At 42.9% G+C, this 17,790-nt stretch carries 16 protein-coding genes; 13 read left to right on the top strand and 3 right to left on the bottom strand.

The genetic code is table 11. The features are described from left to right. The first annotated feature begins 31 nt into the window (after positions 1-31). From MHH63_RS10695 to MHH63_RS10715, 5 genes are all read left to right on the top strand, one after another. Positions 32-1,048 (top strand): SAM-dependent methyltransferase, encoded by a 1,017-nt coding sequence (locus tag MHH63_RS10695; protein ID WP_076184506.1) that lies wholly within the window; start codon positions 32-34, stop codon positions 1,046-1,048. Positions 1,049-1,171: 123 nt separating this feature from the next. Then, on the top strand, positions 1,172-2,665 hold the full coding sequence (locus tag MHH63_RS10700) for a serine/threonine-protein kinase (protein WP_341171482.1): 1,494 nt from the start codon (positions 1,172-1,174) through the stop codon (positions 2,663-2,665). Positions 2,666-2,779: 114 nt separating this feature from the next. Beyond that, the gene (locus MHH63_RS10705; RefSeq protein ID WP_036687697.1) at positions 2,780-4,333 is read left to right on the top strand and encodes an ABC-F family ATP-binding cassette domain-containing protein; all 1,554 of its coding nucleotides are present in this window, start codon (positions 2,780-2,782) and stop codon (positions 4,331-4,333) included. A gap of 73 nt (positions 4,334-4,406) precedes the next feature. Further along, positions 4,407-5,447, top strand: coding sequence for a ThiF family adenylyltransferase (locus MHH63_RS10710; protein WP_076304093.1), 1,041 nt, complete (start codon positions 4,407-4,409; stop codon positions 5,445-5,447). A 116-nt stretch (positions 5,448-5,563) separates the two neighbouring features. Then, on the top strand, positions 5,564-6,283 hold the full coding sequence (locus MHH63_RS10715) for a response regulator transcription factor (protein ID WP_341171483.1): 720 nt from the start codon (positions 5,564-5,566) through the stop codon (positions 6,281-6,283). Positions 6,284-6,328: 45 nt separating this feature from the next. Here the strand turns inward: MHH63_RS10715 and MHH63_RS10720 are convergent, their stop codons facing one another. After that, on the bottom strand, positions 6,329-6,829 hold the full coding sequence (locus MHH63_RS10720) for a C40 family peptidase (protein WP_076128433.1): 501 nt from the start codon (positions 6,827-6,829) through the stop codon (positions 6,329-6,331). Positions 6,830-7,123: 294 nt separating this feature from the next. Next, positions 7,124-7,765 carry a thiamine diphosphokinase gene (locus tag MHH63_RS10725; RefSeq protein ID WP_036687693.1) on the bottom strand — a complete coding sequence of 214 codons (642 nt, stop codon included), beginning with the start codon at positions 7,763-7,765 and terminating at the stop codon, positions 7,124-7,126. 165 nt (positions 7,766-7,930) lie between these two features. On the opposite strand from MHH63_RS10725, the gene MHH63_RS10730 reads away from it, so the two are divergent. Beyond that, complete coding sequence (locus MHH63_RS10730; protein ID WP_076184504.1) at positions 7,931-8,395, top strand: low molecular weight protein-tyrosine-phosphatase; 465 nt, start codon at positions 7,931-7,933, stop codon at positions 8,393-8,395. Positions 8,396-8,532: 137 nt separating this feature from the next. On the opposite strand, the gene MHH63_RS10735 is transcribed toward MHH63_RS10730, so the two are convergent. Continuing rightward, positions 8,533-9,264 (bottom strand): alpha/beta hydrolase, encoded by a 732-nt coding sequence (locus MHH63_RS10735; RefSeq protein WP_076184429.1) that lies wholly within the window; start codon positions 9,262-9,264, stop codon positions 8,533-8,535. A gap of 265 nt (positions 9,265-9,529) precedes the next feature. Between MHH63_RS10735 and pdhA the strand changes: the two genes are divergently transcribed. From pdhA to MHH63_RS10770, 7 genes are all read left to right on the top strand, one after another. Further along, positions 9,530-10,597 (top strand): pyruvate dehydrogenase (acetyl-transferring) E1 component subunit alpha, encoded by a 1,068-nt coding sequence (gene pdhA / locus MHH63_RS10740; RefSeq protein WP_038571556.1) that lies wholly within the window; start codon positions 9,530-9,532, stop codon positions 10,595-10,597. A gap of 15 nt (positions 10,598-10,612) precedes the next feature. Next, positions 10,613-11,590, top strand: a complete 978-nt coding sequence (locus tag MHH63_RS10745; protein ID WP_038571553.1) for an alpha-ketoacid dehydrogenase subunit beta — start codon at positions 10,613-10,615, stop codon at positions 11,588-11,590. Positions 11,591-11,696: 106 nt separating this feature from the next. Continuing rightward, entirely contained in the window at positions 11,697-13,343 is a 1,647-nt protein-coding gene (locus tag MHH63_RS10750; RefSeq protein ID WP_076130024.1) for a 2-oxo acid dehydrogenase subunit E2, read from the top strand. A gap of 2 nt (positions 13,344-13,345) precedes the next feature. Then, the gene (lpdA, locus tag MHH63_RS10755) at positions 13,346-14,758 is read left to right on the top strand and encodes a dihydrolipoyl dehydrogenase (protein WP_036687684.1); all 1,413 of its coding nucleotides are present in this window, start codon (positions 13,346-13,348) and stop codon (positions 14,756-14,758) included. Positions 14,759-14,910: 152 nt separating this feature from the next. After that, a complete protein-coding gene (locus MHH63_RS10760; RefSeq protein WP_076302607.1) occupies positions 14,911-15,885 on the top strand; it encodes a S66 family peptidase in 975 nt (324 codons plus the stop codon). Between the two features lie 141 nt (positions 15,886-16,026). After that, complete coding sequence (locus tag MHH63_RS10765; protein WP_076184426.1) at positions 16,027-17,007, top strand: thymidylate synthase; 981 nt, start codon at positions 16,027-16,029, stop codon at positions 17,005-17,007. 81 nt (positions 17,008-17,088) lie between these two features. After that, complete coding sequence (locus MHH63_RS10770) at positions 17,089-17,580, top strand: dihydrofolate reductase (protein ID WP_076130027.1); 492 nt, start codon at positions 17,089-17,091, stop codon at positions 17,578-17,580. Positions 17,581-17,790 lie beyond the last annotated feature (210 nt).

Genomic DNA, 17,790 nt, shown 5'->3' on the forward strand with positions numbered 1-17,790 from the left:
TAACGAAGAGCAGACCACTGCTCCGGAAGAAATGGTGTACTCCCGATATATTTGTACAGCTAATCACGGCTTTGCGCCATATGCTCAGGAAGAGCTTCGGCGCTTGTTCGGCGCAGTGAAGAGTACGCTGCTGCTGCCGGGAGAAATCTTTCTAGCCACCTTGCAGTCTGAACCCGAGGAAGTATCACGATTGCTCACACAGAATCTGCCCATTTTCCTTCGTCATATACAGCCTGTGCAGTTTCAGGATGAAGGAACCATGGATGCGTTACAGCGTTTGGCTGTGTATTTAAGCCGCCGCAGTGAGCTAGAGGGGGAGAAAGTATCCCTAAATGTTCGTAAAGGGGATCCTTCCTTCTGGCAGGAAAGTCCGGGCGAACTTCGGGAATGGCTGCAGGAGCAATTGCAGAGCTTGGGTGCAGAATTTACAGTACAAGATCCGGCATGGGTCATTTCTGTCTACGCAGACGGGAATGCCTTATATGCAGGAGTGTCCAGACCAGAAGAGAATCTGTCCGGCTGGAATGGCGGTGCAATCCGTTTCCGCAAGGAAGACGGACAAATCTCACGTGCTAAGTTCAAGCTGATGGAAGCGGAGAAGGAGTTCGCTATTCCTTTTTACAGCTTCCGTAATGCGCTTGATATCGGTGCCTCTCCAGGGGGCTGGACTTCTTTCTTGCTGGAGCGTGGAATGAAGGTAACAGCGGTTGACCCTGCTTTGATGCATGAATCGCTGCGTAATTACCCGGGTCTGAAGATCCTGCGCAAAAATGCCGGAGAAGTGAAATTCCGCGATAATGAATTTGATCTGCTTGTATGTGATATGAGCTGGAGTCCTAAGCTGATGGCGAAGCTTGTAACCGGGCTGCTGCACAGCCTGTCCCCAGGCGGAACAGCGATTGTGACCGTAAAGCTGATGCATAAGAAACCTCTAGCGATGATCAAAGAGATCATTGCAATGTTTGAGGGCGAACGTATGCAGATTCAACGGGCCAAGCAGCTGTTTCATAATCGTGACGAAATAACACTTTATATGATTAAATACTAAGTTAGATCCTAATTTAAAAATCTTAAGGGAAAGCATCCCGTTATTAACGTTATCGTAATCTGCGGTAACAACGTTAATGGCGGAAGCTTTCTCTTTTTTTATGTGAAAAAGGGGGAAGTTCAGGTGGATTTTGCATCGAAGCTTGGGGTAGGGCAGATAATGGACGCCAGATACAGAATTATTGATCAGATTGGAACAGGTGGAATGAGTATTGTCTATCTTGCGGAGGATCTGCGTTTAAAGGGGAAACGCTGGGCTGTAAAAGAAAGTGTAAGCTCAGAAGAACTACCTTCAGACATTGAGGCGGAAGCGGAGATGCTAATGGGTCTGGATCACCCGCGGCTTCCACGTATTGTTGATTACTATCTTTCGGATCAAGAAGGGTATTCTTATTTAGTTATGGATTATATTGAAGGGATAACTTTAAGTCAGCTGATGAAGGATAATCCCGGACCTTTACCTTGTGAGTTCATCCTACAAATAGCTAAACAGCTTTTAGAAGTCCTGCAATATTTACATGGTCATCATCCGCCCATTGTTTATCGTGATTTAAAGCCCTCTAATCTTATGTTAACTAAGCAAAAAGAATTGATGTTAATCGACTTCGGAATCGCTCGAAATTATAGAAAAGGAATCGTTGAAGATACGGTGAAGCTTGGTACAGTTGGGTTTGCGGCTCCTGAGCAGTATGGGAACGGGCAGAGTCAGCCGGTTTCTGATTTATATGGTCTTGGTGCATTGCTTTTATATATGGCTACCGGAGGCTTATGCAGCCACTGGGAGTCAGGAATGGAAAATAAGTTGCGTGACCATGTTCCCGCAGCTTTTATTCCTATAATTAGACGTTTATTACGGCCACATCCGGAGGAAAGATATCAGGACGCAACAGCTGTTATTCAAGCACTGGTTCATGTGGAGAATGATATGGATGAAGGTAATTCTTTAGCAGTGTCTGTGCCCCTAGTGGTTGATAAACGGAAGGCTAAAGTGATCGCCTTACTTGGAGTAGGGCCGGGACTTGGAACAACACATACTTCATTTGCAATTAGCAGTTATCTGGCACAGATCGGTTCAACAGCTTGGGTTGATCTATCACCGGATTCATCGGTTTATGAGCGCATGCACAATATGGTTGATGTGCAGAGCGCTTCAGTTCCTGATGAGAGCTCTGAGTCTGTATTTTCCTGGAGGAAGGTTCATTACTGGAAGCGACCTCACCATGGGGATGTAGCAGAGCTTATGAGAGGAGCTTATCAATTTGTTGTCTTAGATCTGGGCACGGGTGGATTTGATGGAGCGTTGGAAGAAATCAAGCATAGCGATATTCCCATTCTAATTGCTTCTGGCGCCGATTGGCGATTGGAGGAATCTTTATTATGGATTAGGAGAAGGGGGCTGCAGCCTGAACGGGAATGGAGAGTGGGTTTACCACTTGCTGAACACCAATCTGTTGAACTGTTGCGAAATTCTTTAGGTATAGATAGGGTTTATAATTTACCATGTCAGCAAGATCCATTTTTACAAAAAGGGAAGTTGGCAGATGTAATTGCTGAGCTGTTAGGGGACATTAAGGGCGAACGAAACGATGGAAAACGCCGTGGTTTTTTCTTAAGATAGGCTATTGGGACTAACATTTAATTCAGTGTTCCGCTAAAGTGTGATAAAATATATATTTATACGTGATTTGATTTACGCATTATTTAAGTATAGACAGGAGCTTGCGGAGAATTTATGAGTTTACTTACTGTAGAAGACGTTTCCCACAATTTTGGGGATCGGACATTGTTCAAGAACGTGTCTTTCCGGTTGTTACCAGGAGAACATGTTGGAATTGTTGGAGCAAATGGCGTTGGTAAATCGACGCTAATGAACATTTTGACAGGAAAGCTTTTGAAGGATAATGGTAAAGTAGAGTGGACCCCTCGGGTGCGTTACGGTTATTTGGACCAACATACGATTCTTACACCGGGCAAAACGATTCGCGATGTTCTAAAGGACGCTTTTTTGCCACTGCTTGAGTTGGAGCAGGAAATGCTGAAGATCACAGAGCAGATGGGTGATGCTTCGCCTGAGGAACTAGAAGTACTACTGGAGCAGATGGGAGACATTCAGGAACAACTGGATATCGGAGATTTCTATCTGATTGATGTAAAAGTAGAGGAAATGGCCAATGGTTTAGGCCTGTCCGTGATTGGGCTAGATCGTGATGTTGCTTCTCTCAGCGGTGGTCAAAGAACCAAAGTGCTGCTGGCGAAGCTGCTACTGGAGAAACCCAATGTACTATTGCTTGATGAGCCTACCAACTATTTGGATGTTGAGCATATCGATTGGCTGACCAACTATTTGAAACAGTACCCATATGCATTTATATTGATTTCCCATGACACTGAGTTTATGAATAAAGTCGTTAATGTCGTTTATCACTTAGAGTTCGGTAAATTGACCCGTTACACGGCGAACTATGAGAAATTCCTCGATATGGCGGAGATGAATAAAAACCAGCATATCGATGCCTATGAGAAGCAACAAGATTTTATCAAAAAACAAGAGGACTTCATCCAGCGGAATAAAGCGCGTGCTTCAACTTCAGGCCGGGCAAAAAGCCGTGAGAAGCAGCTTGATCGTATGGACCGAATTGATCGTCCTGAAGAAGCTGCTAAGCCGACCTTTAAGTTTAAAGAGAGCCGGGCAAGCGGCAAAACCGTCTTCGAAGGAATTGATTTTGAGATTGGTTATGATCGTCCGCTGCTGCCACAGCTAAACATGGTCATTGAACGTGGAGAGAAGATTGCTATTGTTGGCTGCAATGGTGTGGGTAAATCGACACTGCTGAAGACAATTCTGGGAGTGATCCCAACATACAGCGGCAAAACCTATCTTGGGGATTATCTGAACCCTGCATATTTCCAACAAGAAGTGAAAGCAGCTAGTCTTACACCCATTGAGGATGTCTGGAATGAATTCTCCAGTTTAACTCAGAACGAAGTTCGTGGGCATCTGGCACGCTGTGGCCTAAAAAATGAACATATTACACGTCCGCTTAGTATGCTGAGTGGTGGGGAGCAAGCGAAAGTGCGACTTTGTAAGCTTTTGATGCGCGAAAGCAACTGGGTACTGTTCGATGAACCTACCAATCACCTTGACGTTATTGCTAAAGCAGAGTTGAAGCGCGCTTTGCAAGAATATAAAGGCACAGTCCTGCTTGTATCTCATGAACCTGATTTTTATGAAGATTGGGTTACGAAAATTTGGGATGTTGAGCAGTGGTCAGCTGTACAGGTATAGAATAATCATAAATCCGGAGAATAGCAGAGATCCTGCTGTTCTCCGCTTTTTGGATATGGGGAGGAGATAATGTATGTTTCATAACGCTGGGCGAGAAGATCGATACTCACGGCAGATACGTTTCGCGCCGTTTGGAACTGAAGGACAGCAGGGTCTCGCAAATTCAAAAGTGCTTGTAGTTGGTGCGGGTGCGTTAGGTACAGGGATTGCAGAGACATTAGTCCGCTGTGGGGTTGGGCATGTTCTTATCGTTGACCGCGATTATGTAGAGTGGAGTAACCTGCAGCGCCAACAGCTGTATACCGAGATGGATGCGCAGGAGCGAGCTCCAAAAGCCATTGCAGCCCAGAACAGACTGCAGCAGATTAATTCTGAGGTTGTCATAGAAGCGCATGTTATGGATGTGCGGAAGGAAGAGCTGGAAGGACTCATCTCAGGGGTGGACCTGATTATGGATGGGACTGATAATTTCGATACACGTCTCATCATTAATGATATTGCCCAAAAGAATAATATCCCTTGGATTTATGGAGCTTGTGTAGGAAGCTATGGAATTACATATACGATTTTGCCTGGAGAAACGCCATGTCTTCATTGTCTTTTAGGTACAGTTCCACTAGGGGGAGATACCTGTGATACAGCGGGTATTCTTCCCCAGGCCGTACAATTGGTCACTGCAAATGCTACAGCTGAGGCGTTAAAGCTTCTCGGTAACCATAAGGATCAATTACGGAATAAACTGCTGACTTTCGATGTATGGCGTAATGAACATCAAGAAATTGGCGTGAAAAGTGCTAAAAAGGAGAATTGTCCTTCTTGTGGGACTCATCCGATCTACCCTTATCTAACAGCCTTAAATACGGAACGAAGTGATGTGCTTTGTGGCAGGGATACCGTACAGATCCGCCCTGCCCGGCCGCAGAAACTTAACTTGCAGGAAACAGCCAGTCGTCTGTCTCGTTTAGGAGACCGTGAGGTAGAGAGCAATCCTTATCTAATTTCCTTTAAGGAAGGTCCTTACCGGATGGTGATCTTCGCAGATGGCCGGGCATTGATCCATGGAACGAAGGATATTGCCGCTGCCCGTAGCTTTTATCATCGATATTTTGGATAAAAAGCATAATAAACTGATCTTCAGGCCATTTCATAGGAATGGTCTCTTTGTTTTCCGGGGATTCTATATCTATTAATGGGATGCTGATGCATGTCTGATGGATACGGGGGATCTTCGTGAGTGAGCAAATGATATGGTACATGTCTGCGGGAAACGGAAGAGGAGAGGAAGAACTAGACGCTATTGCGAAAGTGTTTAATGATATCGGTCTGCAAATAACAAAAAGCGAAGATCCCGAAGATCTTCGCTTATCCATTTCTGAAGTAGAACCGGTATTGCTGCTTGCTGATTTAGGCGAGGTGGGAACATGGGAAGGATGGAAAATCATTTCCGCAGTAAGAGATGAGGGAATGATTCTTCCGGTCATGGTGATTTCCGAAGAATTATCTGGTAACGGAGCAGTTGCGGCCTTTTTAGCCGGAGGGAATGATTTCATGACAAAACCACTACATACCGGTGAATTTAAATGTAGAATTCTAAATTTATTAACCCTCACGGGTCGGCGTCGAAATTTAAAATATCTGTTAAAGGTAGATGGTTTAATGCTCGATCCCAGCCGCAGGCTGGTCACCCGTGAAGGGATCGAGCTTAAGATGACGCATAAAGAATTCGATCTTCTATATTATCTCGCTGCGAATCGAGGGATTATATGTTCCCGCGAGGAAATACTCAAACAAGTATGGGGATATCAATTCCATGCAGATACCAATGTTGTAGATGTATACATCAGGCATATCCGCTTAAAAATTGATAAAGGGTACCGGAACAAGTTGATTCATACTGTTCGCGGAACAGGATATGTAATGAGGGTGCCCGAAGGCAGCACCACATCCTGAGACTAATTCTCTTTTATAGAAAAGACTCTACTATAGAGCTGTTGTTTACAGTACGCGGCGAGCCTTTAGATAAGTCTTTTTCCATGTACCAGAATTAAGATCAGAAACCGTAACACCTGGTTTACCGTAAGTGTGCAGAATTTTACCGTTTCCAGCGTAAACAGCTACGTGAGTTACATTTTTACCAGTTGCTCTGCTGCCGCTGGAGAAGAATACAAGATCGCCGACACGAAGGTTAGCTTTGGATACAGCAGTTCCTACTTTTGATTGAGCCGCAGCTGTGCGGGGTAATGATACATTATATTTATTAAAGATATGTTTCATAAAGGAAGAGCAGTCAAAAACCTTAGTAGTAGAAGTAGAGGCTCCGAATTTGTATGGAGTTCCCATAAAGTTTTTTCCGAAATTGACAACGCTTTGTCCTTTGGACACCGTAGCGGCTTCAACTTTAGTTGCACCTACACCAGTTGCCATCATTGTTCCTAAGCCCATTGTAGTAACCATTCCTATAACAATCGCTTTTTTTATCCATTGTTGTTTATTCATGTTGTAAGTACCTCCAAAGTTAGTATATCAATCTGTCTTGCTTGGCTTGTCTTGCTTGCCTGATTCGTAGTATAGCAGGTTATCTATGTCATAAAATTTGGTAGAGCAGCAATAAAGTGAGGCTGGGCCTGGGTTGTAAACGTTTTATTAAAAATTCATTAAAAGTTACAAAAAATTAATAACTTGATATTTTGAGCAATAAAATAAGCCGTAAACCCCTTGATATATAAAGGATTTAACGGCTTTTTAATTTTGAAACAAAAGTTACAAGGATGTTTCTATATCACTATGTATTTAGTCTTTGCTCTGGATAATCAGCAATAATCCACTACGTATTCTAACTGTTCCAGTGGAGGAAATCAGTTTGTTGCTTACACCTAGAGATTGCCCTAGCTTTAAAGTAGCATCATTCAAAGGATATTGAAATCCTTCTAATGTAATCCCTGTTACTTCAGGAGTTAATGGAAGCAAAGATACATAGGTGTAGCCCAAATCTTCAATGACTGTTTGGGATCCGGTAAGTGTCACATAGTTATTAGAATCCATCACGTAGCAATTGATTTGCCGTTGCAGAGCCCTTGTCATCATTTGAATGCTGGCTAAGGAGTGATCAATTCGAGTGCCTGTAACTCCTAATAGTAAAATAGAATCAGGTTGCTGATTCATTGCAATATCGAGTGCCATCTCACTGTCGGTTAAATCCTTGTTCACGGCGTCACAAGTGATTGTTTTTTTACTTTTGGATTGAATATCCTGAAAAGCCTCAGGCGATACAGAATCAAAATCACCTACCGCAATATCGGGTATATATCCATGTGAGATGAGGAATAATGCACCCCGGTCCGCACCGATAATAAAATCTTCTTCATCTAATAGAGCGAAATAATCCGGAGATAGTTCTCCACCGGCAAAAATAACAACTCGTTTGGATGGCATAACATCCATTCCTCCTCTAAAACTCTAGTTGGTTATCCTGTCCCAGTATAATGCAGATCGAAAAGTTGCACAATTGACCAAGACAACGCTAAAATGATAGTGTGCGATTTTTTATGTGCATAAATTCATATTTACTAATGTTTTAACAATTGGGAGGTGAATGAAATCGTAAACGTGCTATTTGTCTGTCTGGGTAATATTTGTCGCTCACCAATGGCGGAGGCCGTTCTGCGCCATAAGATTGATGAACGAGAGCTTTCACATAAGATTCTGGTTGACTCTGCGGGAACTGGAGATTGGCATATAGGTAAGGAACCGCATGAAGGGACTAGACGTATACTTGATCAAAACAAGATTAGTTATGCAAATATGGCAGCGCGTTTGGTCAGTAGCGAGGATTTTCAGAAGTTTGATTATATCGTCTGCATGGACAAGTCTAATGGAGAGAATGTTCGAAAGGTTCCTGGTGGGGAAGAGGCTAAGCTTTTGTTCTTCATGGATTTATTGCCTGAGGAAGAATTGAGAGAAGTACCAGACCCTTATTTTACAGGTAATTTTGAACAGGTATATGATTTGATCAATGCAGGCTGTGACGTGTTGCTAGAAATGGTGATAAGAGAAAAGCTGTAACCCGGTTGGGTTCCAGCCTCTCTGATTAGTATTAAAGTGAATTAAGGAAATTTTCTGGATTAAACTGTAAGCGTAAACACGGCTGAAATCTACATACGTTCTTTAGATGTTCATTTTTTGCTTCTATCAATAAGGCATTATGTGTTTAAAAAATAGAGTAGAGATTCAGGGAGTTCCTTTTGCCAAAAGCCCCAGAGATGACGACCGTCTTTCTCCCGGTAGGATACGGTAGCTCCACGTGCTTCAAGCAATGCTTTTGTTTCTCTGTTCATCTGAACAAAATCATAGGTCCCAGTATCAGTCTGGTAATCTGTTTCCTGCAGTCCAACGACCATATTAATATTAAGCCAGGAGAGATCTTCCTCTTTAGCCAGCATGGCTTGTGATTCGGGATAGAATGCACCGGATAGGCTGATGATACGTGTGAAGATAGCTGGATAAGCAAGTGCCAGATGGAGGGAGACGCTGCCTCCAAGGGAATCGCCGGCTAAGATTCGTTCGTCGGGTGTACGGCGTACGGGATAATTTTTTTCAATGAAGGGAATAATCTCTTCGGAAAAGCAAGATAGGTACTGTTTGAATCGGCTGCCGAACGGAGCGTATTCTTGAGTCCGAACAGCGACGTTAACTTCTACACCAACGATAATGAAGGGCTCGACATCTTCTTCTATAATAAGTTGTCCAGCAAGTGTAGCAATGCGTCCAAAGTTGAAAAATTCTTCTCCGTCTTGGCAGTACACCACGGGGTAACTCAGAACTTCATTGTAGCCTGGGGGCAGATAGATACGTAATTTACGTTCCTCCTGCAGATGTTCACTCCAAAGCGTTTCTTTTACAATTGTGCGTTTCAGAAAAACAGAATCGCTCATCGTTGTCACGTCACCTTTCTTGTCGAATTTTGCAATACACACAGGGTTACGCTAAAATTATTAAATGTGTAACTGTGTTATTAATCATTTACTTGTTGGAAAAGTGTTAAACTGTTATATAAAATTTCCTCACCTGTTATACATACAAAATTTGAAGGAATATAAATTTTATAAGTATTTCTTTGACGAAAGTAACTAAACAGGTGTATAATAATATTATAACAGAGGCAGCTGATATTCAAATTTTTTTATTGAGGTGAAGATAATGAGTAAAGTTCCTTATGAAGTGTATACAGAGGACGTCGAGGCTCTATCGGTACTTTCCCCGGATGGAGAAATTATCAATAAGGATAAGATGCCAGATTTAACCGACGATCAACTGAAAGAAATTATGTATCGTATGGTATTTACCCGTACTTGGGATGATCGTGCAGTAAACCTTGGCCGTCAAGGTCGCCTTGGTTTCTACGCACCGGTATCCGGTCAAGAAGCTACCATGATTGGTAGTGAGTTCGCTTTGGAGAAAGAAGACTTTTTATGCCCAGGCTACCGTGATATTCCGCAGCTAGTATGGCACGGACTTCCATTGTACCAAGCTTTCTTATATTCCCGCGGTCACCAACATGGTGGAGCTATTCCTGATGGGGTTAATGTATTGATGCCACAAATTATCATTGGTGCGCAAATCCTGCACGCTACTGGTATTGCTATGGGCTTCAAATTGAAAAAACAAAAGAATGTTGCAATTACTTACACTGGTGATGGCGGTTCTTCAGAAGGTGACTTCTACGAAGGCTTGAACTTTGCTGGTCGTTTTAAACTGCCTGTAATCTTCTTTGTTCAAAACAACGGTTATGCGATTACGACTCCGTTCGCTAAACAAACGGCTTCCAAATCGATCGCTCACAAAGCGGTTGCAGCTGGTATTCCAGGGATTAAGGTTGACGGTATGGACATCTTTGCAGTAATCAGTGCTGTACGTGATGCTGCAGAACGTGCACGCAACGGCGAAGGTGCTACATTGATCGAAGCTGTAACTTACCGTTTCCGTCCACACTCCCTTTCTGACGATGCAAGTAAATATCGTTCGAAAGAAGAAGAAGGACAATGGAGTGAAAAGGATCCAATCGCCCGTCTTGCCAAGTATTTGGAGAAGAAAGGTCTTTGGACTGAAGAAGATACACTGCGCGTGAAAGATGAAGCGAAAGCTACTGTTAACGAGCAGATCAAAAAAGCTGAACAAACCGAAAAAATGACAATACCTGGCTTGATCGACAGTATGTTCGAAGTAACACCTAAACATCTGGAAGAGCAAAAAGCCGATTTTGAATAAGGGGGATATCAGGCAATGGCACAAATGAATATGAAAGAAGCGATTCGCGACGCGATGCGCGTTGAACTGAATCGTGACCCTAACGTTCTTATCTTCGGAGAGGATGTTGGTAATGTAGGTGGCGTTTTCCGTGTAACTGAAGGTCTGCAAAAGGAATTTGGCGAAGATCGTATTTTTGATACACCACTAGCTGAGTCCGCTATCGGCGGTCTGGCATTTGGTCTTGGTGTACAAGGCTTCCGTCCGATTGCTGAAATTCAATTCGTAGGTTTTATCTTTGAAGCACTGGATCAAATCGTTGTTCAAGCAGCGCGTTTGCGCTGGCGTTCTGGCGGTAAATATAACGCTCCAGTAGTATTCCGTACTCCTTTTGGTGGCGGAGTTAAGGCTGCTGAGCTTCACACTGACTCACTCGAAGGTTTGATCGCACAAAGCCCAGGGATTAAAGTTGTAATTCCTTCAAACCCATATGATGCTAAGGGACTTCTAATCGCGTCTATCCGCGACAATGACCCTGTCTTCTTCATGGAGCACTTGAACCTTTATCATGCATTCCGTGCTGAAGTGCCAGAAGGTGAATATACAGTTGAACTTGGTAAAGCGAACGTAGTACGTGAAGGTTCTGACGTTTCGATCATTACTTACGGGCTGATGGTACATACAGCTACCAAAGCAGCCGAGCAACTCGAAAAAGAAGGCGTTAATGTTGAAATTATCGACCTTCGTACTGTAAGTCCAATCGACATCGATACTATTGTAGCGTCTGTGAAGAAGACTAACCGTGCTATCGTGGTGCAAGAAGCACAAAAGAGTGCGGGTGTAGCTGCTGAAGTTATCGCACAAATCAATGAAAAAGCACTACTGCACTTGGAAGCACCTGTGCTTCGTATCGCAGGTCCTGATACTGTGTATCCATTCGCACAAATAGAAGATACATGGCTTCCAAACCCTGCACGTATTATTGCAGGCGTGAAGAAAGTTTTGGAATTCTAAATATTTTTACGAGAAACAGTTGTCATCCATATGGATGACAACGTTGTTTCATCTTATAAAGTTTAAATCATAAGGTTAGTCCCAATTTCACGAGGAGGTTTTCAAAGTGGCAAAGTTTGAATACCGATTTCCTGAACTAGGTGAAGGTCTGCATGAAGGTGAAATCATCAAAATGCATATCAAAGCCGGTGACAAGGTAACGGATGATGATATCGTAATGGAAGTTCAAAATGACAAGGCGGTAGTTGAGGTGCCTTGCCCAGTAAACGGTACTGTATTGGAAGTTCTGACAAAAGACGGTCAAGTATGCCGTGTCGGTGAAGTAGTGGCTATTATCGAAGCAGAAGGTGACGTGCCTGATCAAGAGGGTGCTGCTACTGAAGCTCCTGCTGCTCAAGCGCCAGCTGCACCAGCTGCTCCAGCATCTAACAAAGCATCGAATTTTGAATATCGCTTCCCTGAGCTGGGTGAAGGTCTGCATGAAGGTGAAATCATCAAAATGCATATCAAAGCCGGTGACAAGGTAACGGATGATGACATCATCATGGAAGTTCAAAATGACAAGGCGGTAGTTGAGGTTCCATGTCCAGTGAATGGTACTGTATTGGAAGTTCTGACTAAAGATGGCCAAGTTTGCCGCGTAGGCGAAGTTGTAGCTATTATCGCTGCTGAAGGCGACGTTCCTGAACAAGAAGGTCATGCATCTGCTGAAGCCGATGCAGCAAAAGGAAGTGCAAACACTACTTCTTCCCCTGCAGCAACAAGCCCTACTGATGCTAAAGAAGGCGGATCTGCAAGTGTAACACCAGCTCCTGACCGCGATGTTTTGGCTACACCAAGCGTTCGCAAATTTGCTCGTGAGCAAAAAGTGGATATTTCCAAAGTGAACGGAACTGGTAAAGGTGGTAAAATCACTCGTGAAGACGTAGAAGCCTTCTTGAAAGGTGGTTCTACACCAGCAGCTCCTGCAGCAGCAGCGTCGTCTGAAGCTCCTAAGGCTGCTAAAACCGAAGCTAAAGCAGCACCTGCAGCAGCTAGCGGTAACGTTAGTCTTGAAGAAGAACGTGTACCATTCAAGGGTATTCGTAAGGCGATCTCCAACGCAATGGTTAAATCGGCTTACACTGCTCCACACGTAACCATCATGGATGAAGTAGATGTTACTGAACTGGTAGCATTCCGTACACGTATGAAACCTATTGCTGAGAAAAAAGGCGTTAAGGTTACTTACCTTCCATTCATCGTTAAGGCACTTGTTGCAGCTTCCCGTCAATTCCCAGCACTCAATGCTATGATTGATGAAGAAGCAGGCGAAATTGTCTACAAGAAATACTACAATATCGGTATCGCTACTGATACACCAAACGGTTTGATCGTTCCAGTTATCAAAGACGCTGACCGTAAGAGCATTTGGATGATTGCTAGCAGCATCACTGACTTGGCCGTTCGTGGCCGTGACGGTAAATTGTCTGCTAACGAAATGAAGGGCAGCACGATCTCCATCAGTAACATCGGTTCTGCTGGCGGTATGTTCTTTACTCCAATCATCAACTTCCCTGAAGTGGCTATCCTCGGAACTGGCCGTATCAGTGAAAAAGCAGTTGTGAAAAATGGTGAAATCGTAGTTGCTCCAGTAATGGCGTTGTCACTCAGCTTTGACCACCGTATTATCGATGGTGCGACTGCTCAAAACTTTATGAACTACATTAAATCGCTGCTCAATAATCCTGAGCTGCTGGTTATGGAGGTATAATTATGGTAGTAGGAGACGCTTCACTAGATATTGATACATTGGTCATTGGTGCAGGTCCTGGTGGGTATGTGGCGGCAATTCGTGCCGCCCAGCTCGGCCAAAAAGTCCTCATCGTGGATAAATCGGAACTCGGCGGTGTATGTTTGAACCGTGGATGTATTCCTTCTAAAGCCTTGATCGCTGCTGCGCATCAATTTGAATCCGCACAGCATGGTGAAGTTTTCGGCGTTACAGCTGAGAATGTTAAAGTGGATTTTGCCAAAACTCAAGAATTCAAGAACAGCGTAGTTAAAAAAATGACTAGCGGTGTGACTAGCTTGATGAAGGGCAACAAAATTGAAGTATTTAACGGCGAGTGCATGTTTATCAGCGACACAGAAGCACGTGTGTTCAATGATCATGAATCTCCACGTTACCGCTTCAAACACTGCATCATTGCTACAGGTTCCCGTCCAATTGAACTTAAACCTTTCCCATTCGGCGGACGTATTCTGTCTTCGACTGAAGCTCTGGAACTTCCAGAAATTCCGAAGAGCATGATCGTAATCGGTGGTGGATACATCGGTGCCGAGCTTGGTCAAATGTACTCTAAATTTGGCACTAAAGTAACAATCATCGAAGGTTTGGATACTGTACTTCCAGGCTTCGATAAAGATATGACTCGTCTTGTTGCGAAAAACATGGCTAAAACTGGCATCGAAATCGTAACTAACGCTAAAGCTGAAAGTGCTGTTCAGAACGACAAAGAAGTAACCGTGAAATACTCTGTTGGTGGCGAGTCCAAAGAAGTTACAGCAGATTACTTGCTTGTAACTGTAGGTCGTCGTCCTAACACTGACGGTGAACTTGGTCTAGATCTGATCGGTCTTGAGCTCGACGAGCGCGGATTGATCAAAGTTGATCACCAAGGACGCACAAGCATTCCTACCATCTTCGCTATCGGCGACGTTGTTCCAGGTCTTGCTTTGGCTCACAAGGCTTCTTACGAAGGTAAAATCGCTGCTGAAGCAATTGCAGGACTTACATCTGTTGTTGACTACAAAGTCATCCCAGCTGTTGTATTTACAGATCCTGAGTGTTCAAGCGTTGGTTTGACTGAAAAAGAAGCAAAAGACAAAGGCTACAAAGTGAAAAGCGGCAAATTCCCATTCGCAGGAAATGGTCGCGCAGTATCTTTGAACAGCCCAGAAGGCTTCATCAAAATTGTTGCTAACTCCGAGAACAATTTGGTACTGGGAGCTCAAATCGTTGGTATCGAAGCTTCTAACTTGATCGCTGAACTTGGTTTGGCAATCGAAATGGGCGCAACGCTTGAAGATATCGCTTTGACTATTCATGCGCATCCAACCCTTGGCGAAATCGTCATGGAAGCTGCTGAATTGGTTGAAGGTCACCCAATTCATGTAATGAAATAATTTTTCTCCAAAAATTGCTCTAGCAGGCAACAGAAAGGCGGACGCAAATGCGTTCCGCCTTTTTTTGTGTTTTCCACTTTTTTGAAAAGAGATATACTGGGAGGAAGAGCAATTACTTAATCTGTATTTTATAAATATAGGGAGGTTCAATGATGAGAGCTGATAAATTAAAGCCTGGAGATGAGCTGCGTATTATCTCTCCTTCCAGAAGTTTGTCATTAATCGATGCTCAGCAAAGGAAAATCGCTAAAGAGCAGCTTGAACGGTTAGGTTTTCGGATATCCATTTCAACAAATTCTTTTGAGACGGATGATTTTGTTTCCTCTTCTATTGATTCGAGAATTGAGGATTTGCACGAAGCTTTTTTAGACCCCAAAGTGAAAGGAATATTAACGACCATTGGGGGCTTCAATAGTAACCAGCTCCTGCGTTATATAGATTATTCAATCATTGCAGAGAATCCAAAGCGTTTATGTGGTTATTCGGATATTACTGCACTAAGTAATGCGATTTATGCTCAGACAGGATTAGTTACATACTCCGGACCGCATTTTTCCACATTTGCGATGCTCCACGATAATGAATATACCATCGAATATTTCCGCAAGCTGATGATGGACAATAAAGAAATTCTAGTGCAGCCTTCCAGGCATTGGAGTGATGATGAGTGGTATCTGGATCAGGAAAACCGGATATTTATTAAAAATGAAGGTCCGTTCATTATCAATGATGGGGAAGCGAAAGGAACGATTATTGGTGGCAATTTATGCACTTTAAATCTTTTGCAGGGAACAGAGTATATGCCAAGTTTAAAAAATTCTATCTTGTTCATTGAGGATGATTATGAGTCAGCACCTGCAACCTTTGATCGAGATCTGCAATCCCTAATTCATCAGCCTGAGTTTGAAGAGGCCAAAGGGTTGGTGATCGGCAGATTCCAAAAAGAATCACGTATGTCCATGAAGCTGCTGACCACAATTATCCGCTCAAAAGAAGAATTATCCGATATTCCTGTGATTGCAGACGTGGACTTTGGACATACATCGCCGATGATTACCTTTCCTGTGGGTGGACAAGCAAGCCTTCGGGCTTATGGGGCAAGAGTGGAGCTTAGGATAGCGGAGTAGAGATACAATTGCTGAATCAATCCTTTATAATTGAATAGGTAACCCGATTATTAAATATATTTAAAAATTATCTTACCTTCTACAAAAATCGGATTTTTCAGATATAATATATGAGGTGAAATATTACGGAGGTGCAATACATTGACGAATGAGTTAGAACAAACCTATTTGAATTTTTTACAATATATTTTGGATCATGGTGTGAAAAAAGAAGATCGTACAGGAACTGGTACAATAAGTGTATTTGGTTATCAGATGCGATTTGATTTATCAAAAGGCTTCCCGCTGTTTACAACAAAACGTACACCGTTTCGCTTAATTGCAAGTGAGTTATTGTGGTTTATTAAAGGCGATACCAACATTCGTTATTTATTGAAAAATAATAATCATATTTGGGATGAATGGGCTTTTAAAAGATGGGTTGAATCGGACGAATATGCAGGCCCGGATATGACAGACTTCGGGAATCGTTGTTTAGTTGATGAAGATTTTAATCAATTATATCAAGCAGAGATGAAAGCATTCTGTGATCGTGTCTTAGAAGATGATGAGTTTGCTGCGAAATATGGCGAGCTAGGAAACGTTTACGGTAAGCAATGGCGGAATTGGACATCTTCAACTGGCGAATCAATTGACCAATTACAAGACGTTATTCATCAGATCAAAACAAATCCTGATTCTCGGCGTTTAATTGTCAGCGCATGGAACCCGGAAGATGTTATAAATGCTGGGACGAAAGGAAGCAAAGCAGCGTTACCGCCCTGCCACGTTATGTTCCAGTTCTACGTTGCAAATGGTAAACTAAGCTGTCACTTGCTGCAACGCAGTGCGGACTCTTTTCTCGGGGCAAACTTCAATATTCCATCTTACTCCTTACTTACACATTTAATCGCATACGAATGTGGGCTAGAAGTAGGCGAGTTTGTATACAGCATTAGTGATGCGCATATCTATTCAAACCATGTTGAGCAAGTGAAAGAGCAATTATCAAGAGAATTAAGAGCATTGCCTACACTGGTTATTAATTCACAGAAGAAATCAATTTTTGATATTGAACTGGAAGATCTGGTCATTGAGGGGTACAATCCGCATCCTTCGATAAAAGCGCCGATCGCAGTATAACGTAATTGTAAATGAAGATTCGCAAATATAATTTTTGGCAATATAGTTTTTTACTTTAGTATGGAGGAAGGAGAGAACTTCATGAGTATTAGCTTAATATGGGCAATGGGTGCCAATCATGTCATAGGAAAAGATAACGATATGCCTTGGCATTTGCCGCTGGATTTTGCTTATTTCAAAGCAGAAACATTGGGCAAAAGAATGCTAATGGGCCGCAAAACATGGGATTCGCTCGGAGGCAAGCCCTTGAAGGGCAGAACGAGCCTAATTCTAACTAGGGATACTGATTATTCAGCTGAAGGTGCAGAGGTTCTACACACGCTTGAAGAGGCTCTCAGTGAGGGTAGAAAAGAAGATGAGCTGATGGTAATCGGTGGTGCGGAAATTTACCGGTTGATGTTGCCGTATGCTGACAAGTTGATGTTGACGCAGATCGAACAGGATTTTGAAGGAGATACCCGGTTTCCTGAGATTGACTGGAGGATGTGGAAAGAGGTCTCCAATATCAAGGGAATTCGTGATGAGAAGAATCCGTATGATTACCGTTTCCTTGTTTATGAACGTACGGAATAGCAATAAAACGTTTTCTCTGACATAACATGTGAAATAGTACAAATAATCAGTAGATTTATCCATTACTGTGCAAAAGTGATGAATGTTACTATAATTAAAATTAGAAATGATTATGTATAGGTATAGAATAGAATGTGCAGGTACTTCATTGCGTTGCTGACAACCATACGAAGCCGCAATATGCTACAATGTACTATACTTCAACACGAA

Source organism: Paenibacillus sp. FSL H3-0310 (genome assembly GCF_038002785.1).
Lineage (GTDB): Bacteria > Bacillota > Bacilli > Paenibacillales > Paenibacillaceae > Paenibacillus_AQ > Paenibacillus_AQ odorifer.